The sequence below is a fragment of the Streptomyces pilosus genome (genome assembly GCF_014649835.1).
Lineage (GTDB): Bacteria > Actinomycetota > Actinomycetes > Streptomycetales > Streptomycetaceae > Streptomyces > Streptomyces pilosus.
The window spans coordinates 215,957-234,617 of the sequence record NZ_BMTU01000004.1 but is presented as its reverse complement, the minus strand read 5'-3'; the positions used below and the strand labels follow the sequence as shown (position 1 = coordinate 234,617).

At 74.0% G+C, this 18,661-nt stretch carries 15 protein-coding genes; 5 read left to right on the top strand and 10 right to left on the bottom strand.

Annotated features, from left to right (window positions below; genetic code table 11):
* Positions 1–43 precede the first annotated feature (43 nt).
* Positions 44–991: an aminoglycoside phosphotransferase family protein gene (locus IE118_RS12200; RefSeq protein ID WP_189557817.1), complete on the top strand. Its 948-nt coding sequence runs from the start codon at positions 44–46 to the stop codon at positions 989–991.
* Between the two features lie 13 nt (positions 992–1,004).
* Here IE118_RS12200 and treZ read toward each other — a convergent pair whose 3' ends face one another.
* Positions 1,005–2,750 carry a malto-oligosyltrehalose trehalohydrolase gene (treZ, locus tag IE118_RS12195; protein ID WP_189557816.1) on the bottom strand — a complete coding sequence of 582 codons (1,746 nt, stop codon included), beginning with the start codon at positions 2,748–2,750 and terminating at the stop codon, positions 1,005–1,007.
* 174 nt (positions 2,751–2,924) lie between these two features.
* Here treZ and IE118_RS12190 point away from each other — a divergent pair, with 174 nt between their 5' ends.
* A complete protein-coding gene (locus IE118_RS12190) occupies positions 2,925–3,476 on the top strand; it encodes an FHA domain-containing protein (protein ID WP_189557815.1) in 552 nt (183 codons plus the stop codon).
* Positions 3,477–3,594: 118 nt separating this feature from the next.
* Positions 3,595–4,023: an SSI family serine proteinase inhibitor gene (locus tag IE118_RS12185; protein WP_189557814.1), complete on the top strand. Its 429-nt coding sequence runs from the start codon at positions 3,595–3,597 to the stop codon at positions 4,021–4,023.
* Between the two features lie 33 nt (positions 4,024–4,056).
* On the opposite strand, the gene IE118_RS12180 is transcribed toward IE118_RS12185, so the two are convergent.
* The 9 genes from IE118_RS12180 to glgX all read right to left on the bottom strand — a co-directional run bounded on the left by IE118_RS12180 (position 4,057) and on the right by glgX (position 16,260).
* Positions 4,057–5,280: a M14 family zinc carboxypeptidase gene (locus IE118_RS12180; protein ID WP_373298294.1), complete on the bottom strand. Its 1,224-nt coding sequence runs from the start codon at positions 5,278–5,280 to the stop codon at positions 4,057–4,059.
* Positions 5,281–5,429: 149 nt separating this feature from the next.
* The gene (locus tag IE118_RS12175) at positions 5,430–7,070 is read right to left on the bottom strand and encodes a fused response regulator/phosphatase (RefSeq protein ID WP_189557812.1); all 1,641 of its coding nucleotides are present in this window, start codon (positions 7,068–7,070) and stop codon (positions 5,430–5,432) included.
* Positions 7,067–8,902, bottom strand: a complete 1,836-nt coding sequence (locus tag IE118_RS12170; RefSeq protein ID WP_189557811.1) for an ATP-binding response regulator — start codon at positions 8,900–8,902, stop codon at positions 7,067–7,069. Before IE118_RS12170 ends, IE118_RS12175 begins: the two co-directional genes overlap by 4 nt.
* Complete coding sequence (locus IE118_RS12165; protein WP_189557810.1) at positions 8,899–9,942, bottom strand: ATP-binding SpoIIE family protein phosphatase; 1,044 nt, start codon at positions 9,940–9,942, stop codon at positions 8,899–8,901. Before IE118_RS12165 ends, IE118_RS12170 begins: the two co-directional genes overlap by 4 nt.
* The gene (locus IE118_RS12160) at positions 9,930–10,349 is read right to left on the bottom strand and encodes an anti-sigma regulatory factor (protein ID WP_189557809.1); all 420 of its coding nucleotides are present in this window, start codon (positions 10,347–10,349) and stop codon (positions 9,930–9,932) included. Before IE118_RS12160 ends, IE118_RS12165 begins: the two co-directional genes overlap by 13 nt.
* Entirely contained in the window at positions 10,346–10,714 is a 369-nt protein-coding gene (locus IE118_RS12155; protein WP_189557808.1) for an STAS domain-containing protein, read from the bottom strand. Before IE118_RS12155 ends, IE118_RS12160 begins: the two co-directional genes overlap by 4 nt.
* Positions 10,711–11,559 (bottom strand): STAS domain-containing protein, encoded by an 849-nt coding sequence (locus tag IE118_RS12150; RefSeq protein ID WP_189557807.1) that lies wholly within the window; start codon positions 11,557–11,559, stop codon positions 10,711–10,713. Before IE118_RS12150 ends, IE118_RS12155 begins: the two co-directional genes overlap by 4 nt.
* A 112-nt stretch (positions 11,560–11,671) precedes the next feature.
* Entirely contained in the window at positions 11,672–14,020 is a 2,349-nt protein-coding gene (gene treY, locus IE118_RS12145) for a malto-oligosyltrehalose synthase (RefSeq protein ID WP_189557806.1), read from the bottom strand.
* 101 nt (positions 14,021–14,121) lie between these two features.
* A complete protein-coding gene (gene glgX, locus IE118_RS12140; RefSeq protein ID WP_189557805.1) occupies positions 14,122–16,260 on the bottom strand; it encodes a glycogen debranching protein GlgX in 2,139 nt (712 codons plus the stop codon).
* 296 nt (positions 16,261–16,556) lie between these two features.
* On the opposite strand from glgX, the gene IE118_RS12135 reads away from it, so the two are divergent.
* Both IE118_RS12135 and IE118_RS12130 read left to right on the top strand, forming a co-directional pair.
* Entirely contained in the window at positions 16,557–17,798 is a 1,242-nt protein-coding gene (locus IE118_RS12135; protein WP_189558155.1) for a DUF5919 domain-containing protein, read from the top strand.
* Between the two features lie 131 nt (positions 17,799–17,929).
* The gene (locus IE118_RS12130; RefSeq protein WP_189557804.1) at positions 17,930–18,652 is read left to right on the top strand and encodes a 3'-5' exonuclease; all 723 of its coding nucleotides are present in this window, start codon (positions 17,930–17,932) and stop codon (positions 18,650–18,652) included.
* Positions 18,653–18,661: the final 9 nt, after the last annotated feature.

The window sequence follows — 18,661 nt, the reverse complement described above, 5'->3', positions numbered from 1 at the left end:
CTTCCGCCCCCTTCCTGCCTCCCCGAACGGCAACGGCGCGACCATGACCCAGGCACCGACACCCACCGCGGACACCGTCCGCCGACTGGCCCGTTCCCTGCTCGGGGACGGCGGGGCGGCGGGCGGCACGGCCCCCGGCACCGGACCCGACGTGCGGCCCGTCACCGAGGGCGCCGCCACCTGGTGGGTGGGCGCCCGCCACGTGCTGCGCCTCGCCCGGGACCGCGAGGAGAGTGCCCGCCGGCGCCGCGAGACGCGACTGCGCGACCTGGTCCGCCCGCACGTCCCGGTCGCCCTGCCGGCCGCGGTGGCGCAGGGGGAGTGGGCGCCCGGCCTGCTCTGCACCCTCGACACCGGGCTGCCCGGCGGCACCGCGGAGGAGCACACCGTTTCCGCCGTCGGCGAGACCGACCTGGCGGGGCTGCTCACGGGGCTGCGCGAGGTGCCGGCACGGCAGGCGGAGACGATCGGGGTGCCGCGCGTGTCCCCGCGGTCGCTGGAGGCGCTGCGCCGGGTCGCCGCAGAGGCCGCCGAACGGCTCGCCGCCGCCGACGAGTTCGACCCGGTACGCCTGCGCCGGCTCACCCCGCCCGCCGCGGTGCAGCTCGCCGCCCAGTCCGGCACGGCGGTCCTCGTCCATCACGCCCTCACCGGCAGGCACCTCGTGGTCGGCGCGGACGGCCGGGTGCGGGGGGTCCTCGGCTGGGACGCGGCGGTGGTCGGCGACCCGGCCGAGGACATCGCCGGCCTCGCGCTCGCCGTCGGAGCCCCCGCCGCGGTGCGGGCCGCCACCCTCGCCGGCTACGGCGCCCGCCCCTGTCTGCGCGGCCTGTGGCTGGCCCGCTGCGACGCCCTCGTCCAGCTCGCCGAGGCGCTGGCCGGCCGCCCCGCCGCCCCGCCGCTGCGGCCCCCGCGCCTCAGGCTCCGGCGCGCCTGGGAACCGATCATGCTGGAGCGCGTGACGGATCTCGGCGGCGACGACACCCCCTGAAGGGCCTGTCCGCTCACTCCTGGAGCAGCACCACGGCCGACTCCGCGGGCAGCCGCAGCACCCCGTCCGCGCCCGGCGTCTCCACGGGCTCCCACGCGGCCAGGACGCGCGCGCCCGGGACACCGAGGGGGACGGCCGCCGGCCGGTCCCCGAGGTTCACGGCCACCCGCACGTCACCCCGCCGGAAGGCGAGCCAGCGCTGCTCCTCGTCGTAGGCCACCTTGGTGTCGCCCAGGTCCGGGTCGATGAGGTCCGGCTGCGCGTGGCGCACGGCGACGAGCAGCCGGTACCAGGCCAGCACCCGCGCGTGCGGATCGCGCTCCGGTTCCGACCAGTCCAGGCAGGAACGGTCCCGGGTGGCGGGGTCCTGCGGGTCGGGCACGTCCTCCTCCGCCCAGCCGTGCGAGGCGAACTCCCGCCGCCGTCCCTCGCTCACCGCCCTGGCCAGCTCCGGATCGGTGTGGTCGGTGAAGAACTGCCACGGTGTGCCCGCCGCCCACTCCTCGCCCATGAACAGCATCGGCGTGAAGGGGGCGGTCAGGGTGAGAGCCGCCGCGCAGGCCAGCAGCCCGGGGGAGACGAGCGAGGCCAGCCGGTCCCCCTGGGCGCGATTGCCCACCTGGTCGTGGGTCTGGCTGTACCCGAGGAGCCGGTGCCCGGCCACCCGGGTGCGGTCCAGCGGACGGCCGTGGTGCCTACCCCGGAAACTCGAGTAGGTGCCGTCGTGGAAGAACCCGCCGGTGAGCGTCTTGGCCAGGGCCGCGAACGGGGCCCGCGCGAAGTCCTCGTAGTAGCCCCGCGATTCACCGGTCAGCGCGGTGTGCAGGGCGTGGTGGAAGTCGTCGTTCCACTGCGCGTGGATGCCGAGGCCGCCGGTCTCGCGCGGGGTGACCACCCGCGGGTCGTTCAGGTCCGACTCGGCGATCAGGAACAGCGGCCGGCCCGTGTCGGCGGCCAGGGCGTCCACCGCCAGGGACAGTTCCTCCAGGAAGTGCCGGGCGCGCGTGTCCACCAGCGCGTGCACCGCGTCCAGCCGCAGCCCGTCGATCCGGTAGTCCCGCAGCCACGCCAGCGCGCTCTCCAGGAGGTAGGCGCGCACCTCGTCGGAGCCGGGCGCGTCCAGATTGACCGCCGCGCCCCACGGGGTGTGATGGGTGTCGGTGAAGTACGGGCCGAACCGCGGCAGGTAGTTGCCGGAGGGCCCGAGGTGGTTGTGCACGACGTCCAGGACCACACCGAGGCCCAGCGCGTGCGCCCGGTCGACGAACCGTTTCAGCCCCTCGGGACCGCCGTACGGCTCGTGCACCGCCCACAGCGAGACACCCTCGTAGCCCCAGCCGTGCCGGCCCGGGAACGGGCACACGGGCATCAGCTCCACGTGCGTCACGCCCAGGTCCGCCAGATGACCGAGCCGTTCGGCGGCCGCGTCGAAGGTGCCCTCCCGGGTGTACGTGCCCACGTGCAGCTCGTACAGCACCGCGCCGGGCAGCGGGCGCCCGGACCAGGACGCGCTCCAGGCGAACCGGTCGTGGTCCACGACGGCACTCGGTCCGTCCGGTCCGTCGGGCTGCCGCCGCGAGCGCGGATCGGGCAGGACCGGCCCGTCGTCCAGCGCGAAACCGTACCGGGAGCCGTCCCCCGCGTCGGCCTCCCCCCGCCACCACCCCTCCCGTTCGGGATCGCGCCGCAGCGCGCTCCCCACTCCGTCGCACTGGAGCGTCACTCTGCCGGCCTGCGGTGCCCACACCTCGAACTGCACGGACGGTTCCCCTTCGTCTGCTCACCGTGATGTAGCCCGTCCATCGTGCGCCATCGGAGATCGATTCGCCGGGGGATTTCCCCTTCCGCGGCAGGTGTCGTCCGGTGCGCCCGCGAGCCGGCCGTTTCCCCGGATTCTGGACAGCCGGCCCGTCGCTGACCGACAATCGGCAGCGTGACGTCGTCCTTCGAGTTCCACACGTATCCCGCGCGGCTGTCCGACGCGGAGCGCGACAAGGCGCTGAACGTGCTGCGGGACGGGGTCGTCAGGGGGCGGCTGTCCCACGACACGTTCGTCCGGCGCATGGAACTCGCCCTGGTCGCGCGCCGGTCCGACGAGCTGGCCGCGCTCACCGCGGACCTCCCGAGGGAAAACCGTCTCGCACGCGTGGTGTTCGGCTCCGTGGAGGCGGTGTCCGGGTTCGGCGTGCGGCTGCGCCGCGCCTGGCAGGCCGAGAAGCTGCCCAAACTGCTGCTGCCGTACCCGGTGTCGGGACACCCGCTGCGCATAGGGCGCGATCCCGCCAGCGGACTGCGGATCAGCCACGAGACGGTCTCCCGCGTCCACGCCGAGCTCCGCCACCAGGGCGGACTGTGGGTGCTGCGCGACCTCGGCTCGACCAACGGCACCACGGTGAACGGGCGTCGGGTGGTCGGCGCGGCCGTCGTCCGCGAGGGCGACCAGATCGGCTTCGGCCGGATCACCTACCGGCTCGCGGCGAACTGACCGGAGCGGCCCGCGGGTCGTCCGCACCGTGTCCGCGCCCGCCGCACGGCCGGGCCCGTACGCTCCCGTTCGGGTGAGCGGGGTGGGGTTCGGGGGCCGCCGTGCCGATGCATCGGGCATGACGCACACCTCAGTGAGAACGCTGCGGGCGGGGCTGGCCGCCGCCCTGGTCCTGCTCGCCTGCGCGGCGCCCGCACGGGCGACCGGTACGGAGCACCCCACCGCTCCCGTCCCCGACAGCCGGCTGCTGCTGACGGTCAGCCACGGAGAGCAGCCGTCCACGGCGGCCGGCGGCACCCTGCTGAGCTGCGACCCGCCGCGCGGGCACCGGCGTGCCGCGGACGCCTGCGCGGAACTGGACGCGGTGGACGGGCGCATCGAGAACATCCCGGCGAAGGAGGTGTTCTGCCCGATGGTCTACGCGCCGGTGACGGCACGGGCGAGCGGCTCGTGGCGCGGGAGGCAGATCGACTACACCGCGACCTTCCCGAACTCCTGCACCCTGACCGCCCGGACCGGCGCGGTCTTCGCCCTGGACACCCCCTGACCCGGGCCCGTGGCCCCCGCTCGGACGCGGGGGCTACGGGGCCTGTTCCCGACTGTGGCGGGCCGCCGCCACCACCGTGCGGGACTGGTGCTCGACCTGGTGCTCCACCGGCACCCACCGGGCCCGGAACCGCGCGGCGAACGCGTCGCTCCAGTGTGCCACCAACCGCTCCAGCCGCCCCGCAGCCCCCGCGTCCGTCGCCGTGAGCGCCCGCCGCAGCATCGCCGCCGCCCGGAGCGGCACCCGGCGCGCGAACGCGTCCACGCTCCCCACATAGGCCCGCGTCCCGTCGGCGGGCGGGGTGCGGACCAGGTCGTCGGCCAGTCCCGGCACCAGCTCGAGGCCCCAGACAGCCGCCCGCAGCAGCGGACCGCCGGCCCCACCCGGCCCCGCCCCCGTGTCCGTCCCGCCCAGGGCACGCCGTACCTCGGCCGCGTCCGCCAGCAGCCGCTCCGCGAGGCGGTGGATCGCCGCGTCCGGAGCAGGGTGCGGAGCGGGGTCGTCGACCAGGTCGCTCGCCCACATCGGCACCTCGATCACCGCGGTCATCCCGCCGTACCGGTGCGCGTGGTACCAGGTGCTGTGCCGGGCGTCGTCGGTCAGGCTCGGATAGGCCCGCCCGGCCTCCGCCGCCGGCATCACGTGCACCCCGGGACCGGACGCCGGCCAGCCCGCCGCGTCCGACGCGCCCGTCTCCACCGGAATGTGCAGCTGCGCCGCGGACTTGGCGAACGGCTCGGCCAGCCCGGGGACGTCCCTCGTCAACTGCACCCAGCTGCCGCCGAGATCGGTGCCGTGCAGGGACACCTGGAGGAAGGGCCGCAGCTCGTCGATGACCCCCGTCAGGGCCAGGGTCTCCGGCGGCAGCCGGTCGGGGGGCAGCACCGACGGCGCCCACTCGGGCTGCTCCGGACCCGCGGGGCGGAAGAAGCCCAGGTGGTAGTCGTACAGACTGCGCGGGGCCGGGGTCACGTGCAGGCTCGCCCCGTCCGGGTCCGCGCAGAGCAGGAAGTGCCACGACACGCCGTCGCGCAGCTCCCGCTCCCGGACCGCCCGCCGGGCCAGCGCCAGCAGGGTCCCCCCGGCGGCCGGTTCGTTGGCGTGCGCACCGGCCACCACGAGCACGGCCCGTGGGGCGCGCCCCACGGACAGCAGGTGCAGGGGCCGCCCCGCGCGGGAGACCCCCACCTGCCGCAGTCCACACAGCCCGGGCCGCTCCACGGCCAGCGCCCGGGCGGAAAGTACCAGTTCGGCCACCGTCGGATAGCGTGACTCCCGCAGCGGACCCACCCCCCGTCACCACCTGAATCCGCACCGCACTGCGCAGTACCCCACGGCCGGAGAACGGTGTCAAGGGCGCGGCGGGGGAGCCCTCCAGGGGCGCCCGGAGGCGCGCCGGAGGGCCGTCACCGCGCGTGCGGGCCGGCCGGTCGGCTCCGGGTGCCGGTCAGCCGTACCGCCATCAGGGCCACGTCGTCGCTGCCGTCCGCCGGCAGGCGTTCCAGCAGCTGGGTGCAGGCTTCCTCGGGATCGCTGGTGGTCCGGCCGACCACCGAGGCCAGGGTCCGCAGGGAGTCCTGCAGATTGACGTGACGGCGCTCCACCAGGCCGTCGGTGACCAGCAGGAGCAGCGAGCCGGGCGTCACCGCGACCCGGTGGGCCGGCGGGTGCGGCAGGCCGAGGCCGAGCAGCGGCCCGTGCTCGTCGATGTAGAAGGTCGAGCCGTCCGGGTTCCGCACCAGCGGGGGCAGATGTCCGGCGTTCGCGACGCGGAGGGTGTCGCCGGACTCGATCAGGACGATGCACAGGGTCACCGTGGCGCCGGGTTCGACGGACGTCAGCAGGTGGTCGAGCCGTTCGAGGATCACCTCGGGCGGGTGACCCTCCACCGCGTAGGCCCGCAGGGCGTGCCGGACCTGGCCCATCACCATGGCCGCGTCCAGCGAGTGGCCGGCCACGTCGCCCACCGCCACGACCAGTCCCTCCGGCGTGTCGACGGCCTCGTAGAAGTCGCCGCCGATCTCGGTGTGCTGGCCGGCGGGCAGGTAGCGCACGGCCAGGTCGGCGTACGGGGTCTCCGGCAGGCTCTCGGGCAGGAAGCTGCGCTGGAGGGTGAGCGCGAGGGCGTGTTCCTCGCTGTAGCTGCGCAGGGCCTCCAGTGCCAGCGCGCCGGCCTGGAGGAGCTGGTCGAGCAGCTGCTCGTCGTCGGGCGTGGCGACCGCGTCCGCCGGGGTGAGCACGGCGATGGGCGGGCGATGGGCTTTGGCGCGGCCCAGCGCGGTGCGCCGGCCCTCCGGGTCCTTCAGGTGCGGGGGCAGACAGGGGGGCTCGAACGCGGCCGGCGGACTCTGACGGGTCCGGGCGGGGTCCTCGCCGGGGTGCGGCAAGGCCGGGACCGCGTGCACCACCGGTCCCCCGCCGGCCGCCGGGGCGTCCGGGTCCTGCCAGGTGTGGGCCACCAGTACGCCGCCCTCGGGAGCGGTCAGGAAGGCCGCCGCCTCGCAGCGGAGCAGGGTCGCCGCCCCCTCGGCCACGACCCCGGCCAGCTCGTGCGCGTCCGCGGCGCTGTACAGCGCCAGCGTGGTGCGGTTCAGCAGGCTCAGGCGGTCGGCGAGGAGCTCCGCGCGGCGGCGGGCCCGGGCGTAGCGCAGGTTGGCGAGGACGGTCGCGAGCAGTTCGTCGGGGGCGATGGGCTCGACCAGATAGGCGTCGGCCCCGCGGTAGAGGCCCTGGGCCCGGTCGTCGACGGTGATCGCGGAGGCGGAGATGTTGATCACCGGGACGGCGGCCGTGGCCGGATTGCCCTTGATGCGCTCGCAGACCTCGAAACCGGTCATGTCGGGCAGCCGGACGTCGACGATGGCGAGCTCGGGCAGGGGGCCGCCCGGCCGGTCGAGCAGTTCGAGCGCGCCGGTGCCGTCCTCGGCCTCGACGACCTCGTGACCGGCCCTGCGCAGGGTGGTGGCGAGGACGTAGCGGGTGGTGGGGGCGTCGTCCACCACCAGGATGTGCGCCGGACGGTTGTCCGCGTCGAGGGGGAGGGTCATGGGTGTTCCTTGGCCGTGGACGGCTTCGACTGGTCGGCGATTATGGTCCGCCCCGTGGGCGGGGCGGTGCGCAGGTCCCGCAGGGTGTCCGCGAGGACGGAGGCGGTCACGCGCGACTTGTTCAGCACCGCACGGGCGCCCTCCAGGCGCGGGAGTTCGATGGCATCGGCTTCCAGCGCCGTCAGGACGATCACGGGGACGCCGGCCGTGGACGGGGTGCCGGCCAGCAGCCGTCTGACCTCGTAGCCGTCCTGGCCGGGCATGTCGAGGTCGAGGAACACCGCGTCGGGCCGCACCCGGGCGACGGCCGCGACGGCCTCGGCGCTGTCGGTGATCGCGGTGACCGTCTCGGCCGAGTCCTTCACCATGGCCCGGAAGGCGGTCACGAAGGCCGGGTCGTCGTCGACGATCAGGACGGAGCGCGCCGGGCCGCGGCCGCTCACCGCCGGCTGCTGAGCCGCGGGCCGGGCGGGACGGGCCGGGATGCCGACGGTCACCCGGGTGCCGCGGCCCGCCTCGCTGTCCAGCGTCAGGGTGCCGCCGAGGAGTTCGGTCAGTTTGCGGGCGTAGGGCAGCCCGAGGCCGGTACCGGGCCGCCCCCGCTGGTGCGGTCCGCGCACCTGGTAGAACTCCTCGAACACGCGCTCGATGTCGGGGGCCGGTATGCCGACACCCGTGTCCTGCACGGAGAAGACGACGCGGGCGCCGTCCTCGCGGTCCGACCCCGTGACGTCCAGGACGACCGAGCCGTCGCAGGTGAACTTCAGCGCGTTCGACAGCACGTTCCGCAGGACCCGGGCCAGCATGACCTCGTCGGTGACGAGCGTGCCGACCGGCACCTCGTCGGGGATGCGCAGGTCGACCCCGGGCTGCGCGGTGCTCTGCAGCATGCCGCGCAGCTGGTGCAGCAGCGAGCGCACGTCCACCTCGGCGAGGTGCGGCTCCAGCCGGCCGGACTCGGCCTTGGCGACGTCGAGGAGCTCGTCGACGAGGGCCAGCAGGGTGGTGCCGGACGCGTGCACCATGGCCACCTGCTGACGCTGCTCGGGGGAGAGCGGGTCCGCCGCCGTGTCCAGGAGCAGCTGGGCGAGGGCGATGACGGAGTTCACGGGGGAGCGCAGCTCGTGGCTGACGTTGGCCCAGAAGCGGGTCTTGTAGGCGTCGGCCAGTTCCAGCTGGCGGGTCTTGTCCTCCAGCTCCGCGTAGAGGGCGACGACCCCGCTGTTGGTCTCCTCCAGCTCGCCGGCCAGCTCGGTGTAGAGCGCGAGGACGCCGGCGTTGGTGTCCTCCAGTTCCGCGTTGAGCCGTTGCAGCTCCTGCTGCTGCCGCTCGGACTCCTCCAGCGACGCCAGCAGGTGACGGTTCTGGGTCCGCAGGGCCTCGATCAGATCGGCCGCGGTGTCCACGCCGGCCAGCGCCCCGCGCACCTCCTCGGCCAGCCCGGCGGCGGACGCCGCCGGGGCGCGAAGGCGCTGGGCGAGGACCAGCCGGTGCGGGCCGTCCCCGTCGGAGAGCAGCAGCCGGCTGTCGTCCAGCAGGCGGGAGGCGGCGGTCAGCAGGGTCACGGGCGGCCGGTGCTCCTTCCGCCAGGTGAAGTGCACCGACAGGCGCACCCCGTCGTGCTCCTCCAGGCACAGGTGCGCGGTCAGGTCCGAGGCGCCCTTCAGGTGTTCCCCGGCCTCGCTCACCACGGTGGTCAGCCGGACCAGCGGACTGCCCGCCAGGCCCGCCGCCCGGCAGGCGGCCTGGGTGCACCTGCGCAGCGTGACCACGTCACTTTCCTCCGAGAGCAGCACGGTGGCCAGTTCGTGGAGGGAGGCCCCGGCGGTCATCGCTGTCCGTGCGAGGCGACCACGACACCGGCGTCGTCCCTGCGGACCGCCGCCTGGTTGAGGATCTGCGCGGCGGTCACGACCGGGTCCTGGGCGAACAGCCCGGGGAAGTCGGCGGGGCGCCACCGGTCGCTGAGGCCGTCGGTGTGCATGACCAGACAGGCCCCGGGCGGGAAGTCGGACTCGAAGACGCGCGGCCGGCCCATCTGCACCCCCACGATGCCGGGCATGGACGGCAGGCCGTGCCGGGCGTCCGCGGTCACCACCACCGACGTCACGTTGCCGCTCCCGCTCAGCCGGACGCGCCGGGCGGCGACGTCGATGAGGGCGACCGCGACGGCCGCGCCGCGCGTGCCGCGCAGCTGCTGGTGCACCTCCTGGAGGACGTCGACCGGGCTCGTGCGGGCGCTGTCGCGGAAGGCGCCGGCGGCCCGCTCGGCGGCCCGGGCCGCCAGGGGACCGTGGCCGAGTCCGTCGCACATCATCAGCAGCAGGGCGCCGGGTCCGTGGTCGCCCGCCGCCCGCACGGCCCAGGTGTCGCCGCACATCTGCTCGCCGCTGATCGGACGGGTCAGGCCACCGGCCACGACCGGACCCGGTACCGGTGCCGGCCCTTCGTCCCAGAACCGCGCCAGCACGACCGTGCCCCGGCCGTGCAGGGAGTGGAGACCGTGGGCGTCGGCGAGGCGGCCGATGGCACCCAGGCCGATGCCGAGGCTGCCCGCGGTGGACGTGCCGTCCACCAGGGCCCTCGGGAGGTCGTGGATGCCGGGCCCGCTGTCCAGGGACAGGCACTCCACGGCGGCCCGGCCGGCGGGGCGGACCACCCGCAGGGCCAGCGAGCCGTCGTGGGCGTGCTTGAGGAGATTGGTCGCCATCTCCGTCACGCACAGCTCGACCCGTGCCACCCGGTCCTCCGGGAAGCCGAGCCGGCGGGAGAGCTGGGCGGCCTGGCGGCGGGCGGCGGCGGCCAGCGCCACGTCCGCGCGCAGCCAGTGCACGTCACCGGCCTCGACGACGAGGCCGTTCACTTGGCCCACTTCACGATGCGCACGGTGGTGCCGGAAGGACCGGACTCGATGTCGAACTCGTCCACGAGCCGCTTGGCGCCGCTGAGGCCGAGTCCCATGCCGTTGCCCGACGTCCAGCCGTCGGTCAGCGCCAGGTCGAGGTCCGCGATGCCCGGGCCCTTGTCCCGGAACTCCACGAAGACGCCCGGCCGGCCGGCGTCGAGCACCGGCGCCGCGCGGACGACTCCGCCCCCGCCGTACACCAGCATGTTCCGCCCGAGCTCGCTCGCGGCCGTGACGAGCTTGGTCTGGTGCACCAGGGACAGGCCGTTGCGCTGGGCGAGGATGCGCACCGTCTGCCGCATGCTGACCACGTCACCGCTGGTGGAGACCGGGACGGTCTCGAGCGAGGCAGTGTCGGCCGCGTAGTCCTTCATGCGCGGCCTGCGGCGATGCGCCGCAGCAGCTTGAGCCCGCGCTCCAGGTTGAGGGCGGTGCGCACGCCGCTCATGGACAGCCCGAGCTCGACGAGGGTCATCGCGACCGCGGGCCGCATGCCGACGACGATCGTCTCGGCGCCGAGGATGCGTGAGACGGCCGCGTTGTGGGCCAGCATCCGCCCGACGAACGAGTCGACGATCTCCAGCGCGGAGATGTCGATCACGACGCCCTTGGCGCCGGTCGCGACGATGCGGTTGGACAGGTCGTCCTGGAGATCGAGCACCATCTGGTCGTCCAGGTCGGTCTGGATGGAGACCAGGAGGACCTCGCCGATCTTGAGGACGGGGACGCGGTCGGTCACAGGAGACCCCGTACGTCGTCCTCGGCGTCCAGCGCCACTTCCTTCAGCGCCTGGCGCAGCGCGTCCGACAGCGAGGCGTTGGTGGGGATGTCGCCGAACTCGATGCCGAGCGCCACGATCGTCTGGGCGATCTGCGGCCGGATGCCCGAGATGGTGCACTGGGCGCCCATCATGCGCGCCGCGACCACCGTCTTCAGCAGGTGCTGCGCGACCTGGGTGTCGACGGTCGGCACACCGGTGATGTCGATGATGGCGTGCGTGGAGTCGGTGTCGACGAGGGTCTGCAGCAGCTTCTCCATGACGACCTGGGTGCGGGCGCTGTCGAGGGTGCCCACCAGGGGGACGCCCACCACGCCGTCCCACAGCTTGACCACCGGCGTCGACAGCTCCAGGAGCTGCTCGGCCTGGGAGGAGATGATCTCCTCACGGGTGCGCAGGTACGCTTCGCTGGTCAGCATGCCGAGGTCGTCGAGCAGGCGGCCGAACTGGAGATAGGCGCGCGCGCTCTCGGCGTCCCCGGTGAGGGAGGGTTCCAGGACCTCCTTCAGGGCGAAGACGCTGCGGACCGTCTCGGTGGGTGTGAAACCCTGCCGGGCGCGGTCGCGGGACAGCTCGACCAGCAGACTGCGGGTCTCCGCGAACTGCTCGCCGCGGCTGTCCAGGGAACCGGTGCCCACGGCGGTGAGGACGGCGTCGTACAGTTCCGCCAGCTCCCGGCCGAGTTCGGCCGTGCTCAGCCTGCCGCGCAGGTCCTCGCCGACGGTCCGGGTCCACTGGGCGAGGAACTCCTCGCGCTGCCCGGTCAGGGTGTCGACCAGCAGGCGTATGTTGCTCTCTGTATTCACGTCTTCCCCATCAGACACTCATTCGATGTGCCATGAAGACGATACGGCAAGCCGCCGCGACCCCGTCGGGGCGGCACCGGCCGGCGGTGCGGCGGCCGGTGCCGGCGCGGGGTCAGTCCGGGAGACGCTCCAGGAGTGCCACGGGCAGGCGCGCGAAGAGCTCGTCCGCGGGCACCCGCCCGCGGAGCTCCCGTCCCGGCTCCAGCACGTCGGCCCACCGTCCCGGCGGGAGCGGCAGCACGGTGTCGCGCCAGCCGCCCTCCCGCGTCAGGCGGAGCGACAGCCGAGTCACCGCCGTGAGCACCTCGCCGGAGCGCGTGAAGGCGGTGCAGTGGGCCGCCGCGGGACCCTCGGCGGCCAGCGGCTCGTACGTCGCCGTGTCGCCGAAGACGTCCGGCCGCCGCGCCCGCAGCCCCAGCGCCGCCCGGGTCACCGCCTCCTTGTCGCTCCCGTCGGCGGCGAACCGCACGGGGCGCCGGTTGTCCGGGTCGACCAGGGCCCGGTACTCCCGCTCCGTGCCCTGGTAGACGTCCGGCACCCCGGGCATCGTCAGATGGACCAGGGCGGTGCCCAGCACGTTGGCCCGGACGTGCGGCTCCAGGGCCGCGCGCAGCGCCGCCACCCGCTCGCCGGGCTCCCCGCACGGCCCCGCCGCCACGAACCGGGCCACCGCCTCCTCGTACGCGGGCTCCTGCTCCGTCCAGGCGGTGTGCAGGCCCGCCTCGCGCACGTGCTTCAGCAGTGCCTCCCGCACCCGCTCCTCCTCCGCGGGCCCCAGCCCGAACACCGTCTGCCAGGCCGCCCACGCCAGCTGGGCGTCCGGCACGCCCTCGCCCCCGCGCGTCACCTCGGTGAGGAGGTCGGCCCAGCGCTCCGGGCACTCGGTGAGCACGTGCAGCGCCGCGCGCACGTCGGCGCTGCGCTTGGCGTCGTGCGTCGACAGGACCGTGCCGGTGGCCGGCCAGTCGCGCTGCACGCGCGCGCAGTACGCGTGGAACCGCTCCGGGGAGACCGCAGGGTCGCCGGGGTTCCCGCCCACCTCCGTCGCCGACAGCAGCGGCACGTACCGGTAGAACGCGGTGTCCTCGACGGACTTGGCCCGCAGCGCCGAGGACGTCTGCGCGAACCGCGTACGGAACTCCACGTGCGCCGGCCCGTCCCCGTACCGCCCGAGCACCAGGTCCCGTACGACGTCCACCGCCCCGGCCTCCTCGGGGACCGTGAAGGCCGGCCGGGCCTCGGCGGCGGCCTCCTCGGTGACCACCGCCGCCGCGTCGGCGGACTCGTACGGGCGGTAGACCTCCATCCGCACCAGCAGCTCGCGCAGGGCGGTGCGCAGCGCCCACGGCGCGCGGTCGCGCAGCCCGGTCTCCGCGGCGGTCGCGCACAGCCGGGCCGCCACCCGGGTGAGCCGGTCCGTCTCGGTCGCCAGTTCGTGCGTGAGGACCTTGTACGCGGCCCGCCGCACCGTGGCGTCCCAGTCCCCGCCCCGGTCCGGCTGCGGGGCGGCGAAGCTCCGGTACTGGCCGAGCAGCTCGCCGAACCCGGCCGGGTCGGTGAACAGGCCGTCCACGTGCCGCAGGGCGTCGTAGCCGGTGGTGCCGGCCACCGGCCAGGAGGCCGGCAGCGGCTCACCGTCGGCGAGGATCTTCTCCACCACCGTCCACCGGCCGCCGGTGGCCTCGTGCAGCCGGCGCAGGTAGTCGTCGGGGTCGGCGAGGCCGTCGGGGTGGTCGACGCGCAGCCCGTCGACCACCCCCTCCCGGAGCAGCTCGAAGATCTTCGCGTGGGTCGCCTCGAACACCTCCGGGTCCTCCACCCGGACCCCGATCAGCTCGGAGATGCTGAAGAACCGCCGGTAGTTCAGTTCGGTGCGGGCCAGGCGCCACCACACGGGCCGGTACCACTGGGCGTCGAGCAGCCGCGGCAGCGGCAGCCCCGCGGTGCCCTCCCGCAGCGGGAAGGCGTGGTCGTGGTAGCGCAGCACGTCGCCGTCCGTCTTCAGGTCGCCGGCCACCGTGCCGAGCGGCCCGCCGAGCACCGGCAGCAGCACCTGCCCGCCCTGGGCCTCCCAGTCGATGTCGAACCACCGCGCGTAGCGCGAGGAGGGGCCGTCGCGCAGCACCTCCCACAGGGCGCGGTTGTGGCGCGGGGACATCGCCATGTGGTTGGGGACGATGTCCAGGACCAGTCCCAGCCCGTGCTCGCGCGCGGTGCGGGCCAGCTCCCGCAGCCCCTCCTCGCCGCCGAGCTCCTCGCGCACACGCGTGTGGTCCACCACGTCGTAGCCGTGCGCCGAGCCGGGCACGGCCTCCAGGACGGGCGACAGATGCAGATGGGAGACGCCGAGCGAGGCCACGTACGGCACCGCGTCCGCCGCCGCTCGGAACGGGAAGCCGGGCTGCAGCTGCAGCCGGTACGTGGCCGTGGGCACCGCCGGGTCAGGTCGCCTAGGGGTCATGGGAGCTTACGTACCCGCGTGGCCGCCTTTCGTGTCATCGCCCGCGTCACCGGGTCACCCGTCGCCCGGACGGGTGACCCCGGACGGCGCCGTACCGGCCGTCACGCCGGCCGCTGCAGCACCGTCATGCTGCGGTCGGCCAGGGTCAGGCGGGTGCCGGCCGACACCTTCGGTCCGGTCCCCGGCGGCACGCCCTCCGCGCGCGCGGTGTCGACGACCACCTGCCACTGCTTGCCGTGGTCGACGGGCACCACGAAGTCCAGCGGCTTGGGGGAGGCGTTGAACATCAGCAGGAACGAGTCGTCGGTGATCCGCTCGCCCCGCTGCCCCGGCTCGGAGATCGCGTTGCCGTTGAGGAACACCGTCAGTGCCGACGCCCGCGCGGAGTCCCAGTCCCGCTGGGTCATCTCCGCGCCCTCGGGGGTGAACCAGGCGATGTCGGACAGGTCGTCGTGGGTGCCCTCCACCGGCCGCCCGTGGAAGAAGCGGCGCCGGCGGAAGACCGGGTGGTCCTTGCGCAGCCAGACCATGGCGCGGGTGAACTCCAGCATCCGCCCGCGCGGGTCCTCCTCGCCGTCCTCCCCGTCCCCGGAGCCGGGCCAGTCGAGCCAGGCCAGCTCGTTGTCCTGGCAGTAGGCGTTGTTGTTGCCGCGCTGGGTGCGGGCCACCTCGTCTCCGTGGCTGATCATCGGCACGCCCTGGGAGAGCATCAGCGTGGCGATGAAGTTGCGCATCTGCCGGGCGCGCAGCCGCAGCACTTCCGGGTCGTCGGTCTCGCCCTCGGCCCCGCAGTTCCAGGACCGGTTGTGGCTCTCCCCGTCCCGGTTGTCCTCGCCGTTGGCGTCGTTGCGCTTGTCGTTGTAGGACACCAGGTCGTGCAGGGTGAAGCCGTCGTGGCAGGTCACGAAGTTGATCGAGGCCAGCGGCCGCCGCCCGTCGTCCTGGTACAGGTCGGAGGAGCCGGTCAGCCGGGAGGCGAACTCCGCGAGCGTGCGCGGCTCGCCCCGCCACAGGTCCCGCACGGTGTCGCGGTACTTGCCGTTCCACTCGGTCCACAGCGGCGGGAAGTTGCCCACCTGGTAGCCGCCCTCGCCCACGTCCCAGGGTTCGGCGATCAGTTTCACCTGGGAGACGACCGGGTCCTGCTGCACCAGGTCGAAGAACGACGACAGCCGGTCCACCTCGTGGAACTGCCGTGCGAGGGTCGCCGCGAGGTCGAAGCGGAACCCGTCGACGTGCATCTCGGTGACCCAGTACCGCAGCGAGTCCATGATCATCTGCAGCACGTGCGGGGACCGCATGAGCAGGGAGTTGCCGGTGCCCGTGGTGTCCATGTAGTAGCGGCGGTCGTCGGTGAGCCGGTAGTAGGACGGGTTGTCGATGCCCTTGAAGGACAGGGTGGGGCCCAGGTGGTTGCCCTCGGCGGTGTGGTTGTAGACCACGTCGAGGATCACCTCGATGCCCGCCTCGTGCAGCGCCTTCACCGCCGACTTGAACTCCAGCACCTGCTGGCCCCGGTCGCCCCACGAGGCGTAGGCGTTGTGCGGGGCGAAGAAGCCGATGGTGTTGTAGCCCCAGTAGTTGTTCAGGCCCATGTCCACCAGGCGGTGGTCGTTGACGAACTGGTGCACCGGCATCAGCTCCAGCGCCGTCACGCCCAGTTCGGTCAGGTGCTCGATCACCGCGGGGTGCGCGAGGCCCGCGTAGGTGCCGCGCAGTTCCTCCGGCAGCCCCGGATGGCGCATCGTCAGCCCCTTGACGTGCGCCTCGTAGATCACCGTGTGGTGGTACTCCGTACGGGGGAGCCGGTCGTCGCCCCAGTCGAAGTACGGGTTGACCACGACCGACGTCATCGTGTGCGGCGCCGAGTCGAGGTCGTTGCGCCGTTCGGGGTCGTCGAAGTGGTAGCCGTAGACCTCCTCACCCCACTGCACCGACCCGCTGATCGCCCGCGCGTACGGGTCGAGCAGCAGCTTCGCGGAGTTGCACCGCAGCCCCCGCTCGGGCGCGTACGGTCCGTGCACACGGAACCCGTACCGCTGCCCGGGCATGATCCCGGGCACGTACGCGTGCCGCACGAACGCGTCGCTCTCGCGCAGTTCGATCGCGGTCTCCGAGCCGTCGTCGTGCAGCAGACACAGCTCTACTCGGTCCGCGGCCTCCGTGAAGACCGCGAAGTTCGTTCCGGCGCCGTCGTACGTGGCACCGAGCGGATACGCCTCGCCAGGCCAGACCTGCATGGATGCGACTCTTTCAGGTGTACGGCGCCGGTGGGGCGCCTTGGCTCCGAGTGTTCCCGTGTCTCCCCGAAAGGCGGGAACAACCTTCTACCCACACCCGGCCGCCCACGACCGCGCACACGCCGGACTCGCTATGAATCCGCTCACTCCCGCGCGCCGGACGGACGGAACGATCGCGCGGATACGGGAAGTTGGGAAACGACCCGGCCCATCGGGCTGCACCGTGTGCCACTGGCGGAGTACTCTCCTTGATCGTCGGGACGGGAGTGCTCGGGGGAGCGGAAGGCGGTGCGCGGGTGGGGTCGGGAGGGCTGGAACTGCCCCCTGGTGACGAGGGTCACGAGGGGAGCAGCTCCACGGACGTCCCGCCCGGTGCGGTGTCCCTGGCGCGGCCGATGGACGCGGGTTCGATCGGGCCGGAGCTGGACTGGGACGCGGACGCCTGGCGCGAGGTGCGCACCCGCGCGCAGCGGGCCGGCCGCGCCTACATCTGGCTGAACCTGGTGGAGCAGCGGCTGCGCTCGGTCGTCGCCGCCGTGCTGCGCCCCGTCTACGAGCCGGTGCACGGCGACGACTGGGTGGTGGCCGCGGCCGGGCCCGCCGGGCAGGAGTGGGTGCAGCGCGCGGTCGCCGTGCGCGAGGTCAGCCGCCGCAAGGGCTATCTGCTCGACCCGGCCGACGACAACGTGCTGTCCTTCCTCACGCTGCCGCAGCTGCGCGAGCTGATGGTCCAGCACTGGCCCTGCTTCGCGCCGTACTTCGACGACCGCAGGGACGTGGAACTGGCCCTGGACGAGCTGGAGGTCACCCGCAACGTGGTCTCCCGCAACCGGGCGCTGTCCGAGGCGGTGCTGAACCAGGCGGAGCGGGCCTCCGCGCGGCTGCTGGAGATGCTCGGCGCGGGCGGCGACGTGCCGTCGGCGCGCCGGCTGCCCGTCGACGCGGTGGAGGACCTGGTCGGTGACCGGTACGCCGACGTGGTCGCCGTCCACCCCGACCGGGTGCGGCTGCTGCGCCGGTTCCCGGCCGAGGACATCTTCGGCGGGGCCCGCCGCCTGGACGCCATCGGCATCGGGCTCAACCTGCTGGTGCAGAACTTCTCGGGGCGCCGTCTGGTCCGGCTCGCCGAGTCCGGCTGCCGGGTGCGCCTGCTGTTCCTGAACCCGGCCTCCAGCGCGGTCAAGCGCCGCGAGCGCGAACTCGGCATCAAGCGCGGCGAGCTCGGCCGCGCCGTCGAGATGAACATCCTCCACATGCGGCGGGTCCGGTCCCGGCTGCGTGACCCGGGCGCCTTCGAGATCCAGGTCTACGACGAGACGCCCCGCTGCACCGCCTACCTGGTGGACGGCGACGGGTCGGACGGCGTCGCGGTCGTGCAGAACCACCTGCGGCGCGCCCGGGGGATGGAGGCGCCCGTGCTGGTGCTGCGCAACGGGACGAAGGTGGTCAAGCCGGGCGAGGTCGAGGAGGGTGGACTCTTCCCCACCTACCGTGAGGAGTTCGAGCTGATGTGGGCGGATTCGCGGCCTGTGTCGTGAACTCCCCCTTCCCGGGCCGGATGCGGGGATTCGCCGCGACCGCCAAGCGGAATGCGACCCTCTGATTGTCAGTGGCGCGTGGCAGGGTGGAGATCACTGGGGGAACGCACCACACAGAAGGGGGGCAGCCCATGGGCTGGCACCGGGAGCTGCTGATCGGCTTCGACCTGGAGACGACGGGGACCGACCCGCGCGAGGCACGCATCGTGACGGGTGCCGTGATCGAGGTCAGGGCGGGGGAGCCGATGGGCCGCCGCGAGTGGCTGGCCGACCCGGGCGTGCCGATCCCCGAGGACGCGGTGGCGGTGCACGGCATCAGTACCGAGCGGGCGGCCGCCGAGGGCCGCCCCGCCGACCAGGTCGCCGACGCCATCGCCGGTGTCCTCACGGCCTACTGGAAGACGGGCGTCCCGGTCGTCGCCTACAACGCCGCCTTCGACCTCACCCTGCTCTCCGCGGAACTGCGGCGCCACGGGCTGCCGTCCCTGCGGGACCGGCTGGGCGGCACGGACCCCGCACCGGTCATCGACCCGTACACCATCGACCGCTCCGTCGACCGCTACCGGCGCGGCAAGCGCAACCTCGAAGCGGTCTGCGCGGAGTATGGGGTCGTCCTCGACACGGCGCACGACGCGACCGCCGACGCCCTCGCCGCGGCCCGGCTGGCCTGCGCGATAGCCGGCCGCCACCCCAAGGTCGCGGCCCTCGGACCGGCGGAACTGCACCGCCGGCAGATCGAGTGGTACGCGGCCTGGGCGGCGGACTTCCAGGAGTTCCTGCGCCGCAAGGGCGACGCGGGCGCGGTGGTCGACGGCACCTGGCCGCTGCGGCAGCCGGCGGGGGAGCGGGTCTGAGCCGTCCGG

What these genes read in the sequence shown, in the direction of transcription:
- IE118_RS12200 (WP_189557817.1), top strand. Translation starts at nt 44, where the DNA reads ATGACCCAGGCACCGACACCCACCGCGGACACCGTCCGCCGACTGGCC.
- IE118_RS12185 (WP_189557814.1), top strand. Translation starts at nt 3,595, where the DNA reads ATGACGCACACCTCAGTGAGAACGCTGCGGGCGGGGCTGGCCGCCGCC.
- IE118_RS12175 (WP_189557812.1), bottom strand. Translation starts at nt 7,070, where the DNA reads ATGACCCTCCCCCTCGACGCGGACAACCGTCCGGCGCACATCCTGGTG.
- IE118_RS12170 (WP_189557811.1), bottom strand. Translation starts at nt 8,902, where the DNA reads ATGACCGCCGGGGCCTCCCTCCACGAACTGGCCACCGTGCTGCTCTCG.
- IE118_RS12160 (WP_189557809.1), bottom strand. Translation starts at nt 10,349, where the DNA reads ATGAAGGACTACGCGGCCGACACTGCCTCGCTCGAGACCGTCCCGGTC.
- treY (WP_189557806.1), bottom strand. Translation starts at nt 14,020, where the DNA reads ATGACCCCTAGGCGACCTGACCCGGCGGTGCCCACGGCCACGTACCGG.
- glgX (WP_189557805.1), bottom strand. Translation starts at nt 16,260, where the DNA reads ATGCAGGTCTGGCCTGGCGAGGCGTATCCGCTCGGTGCCACGTACGAC.
- IE118_RS12130 (WP_189557804.1), top strand. Translation starts at nt 17,930, where the DNA reads ATGGGCTGGCACCGGGAGCTGCTGATCGGCTTCGACCTGGAGACGACG.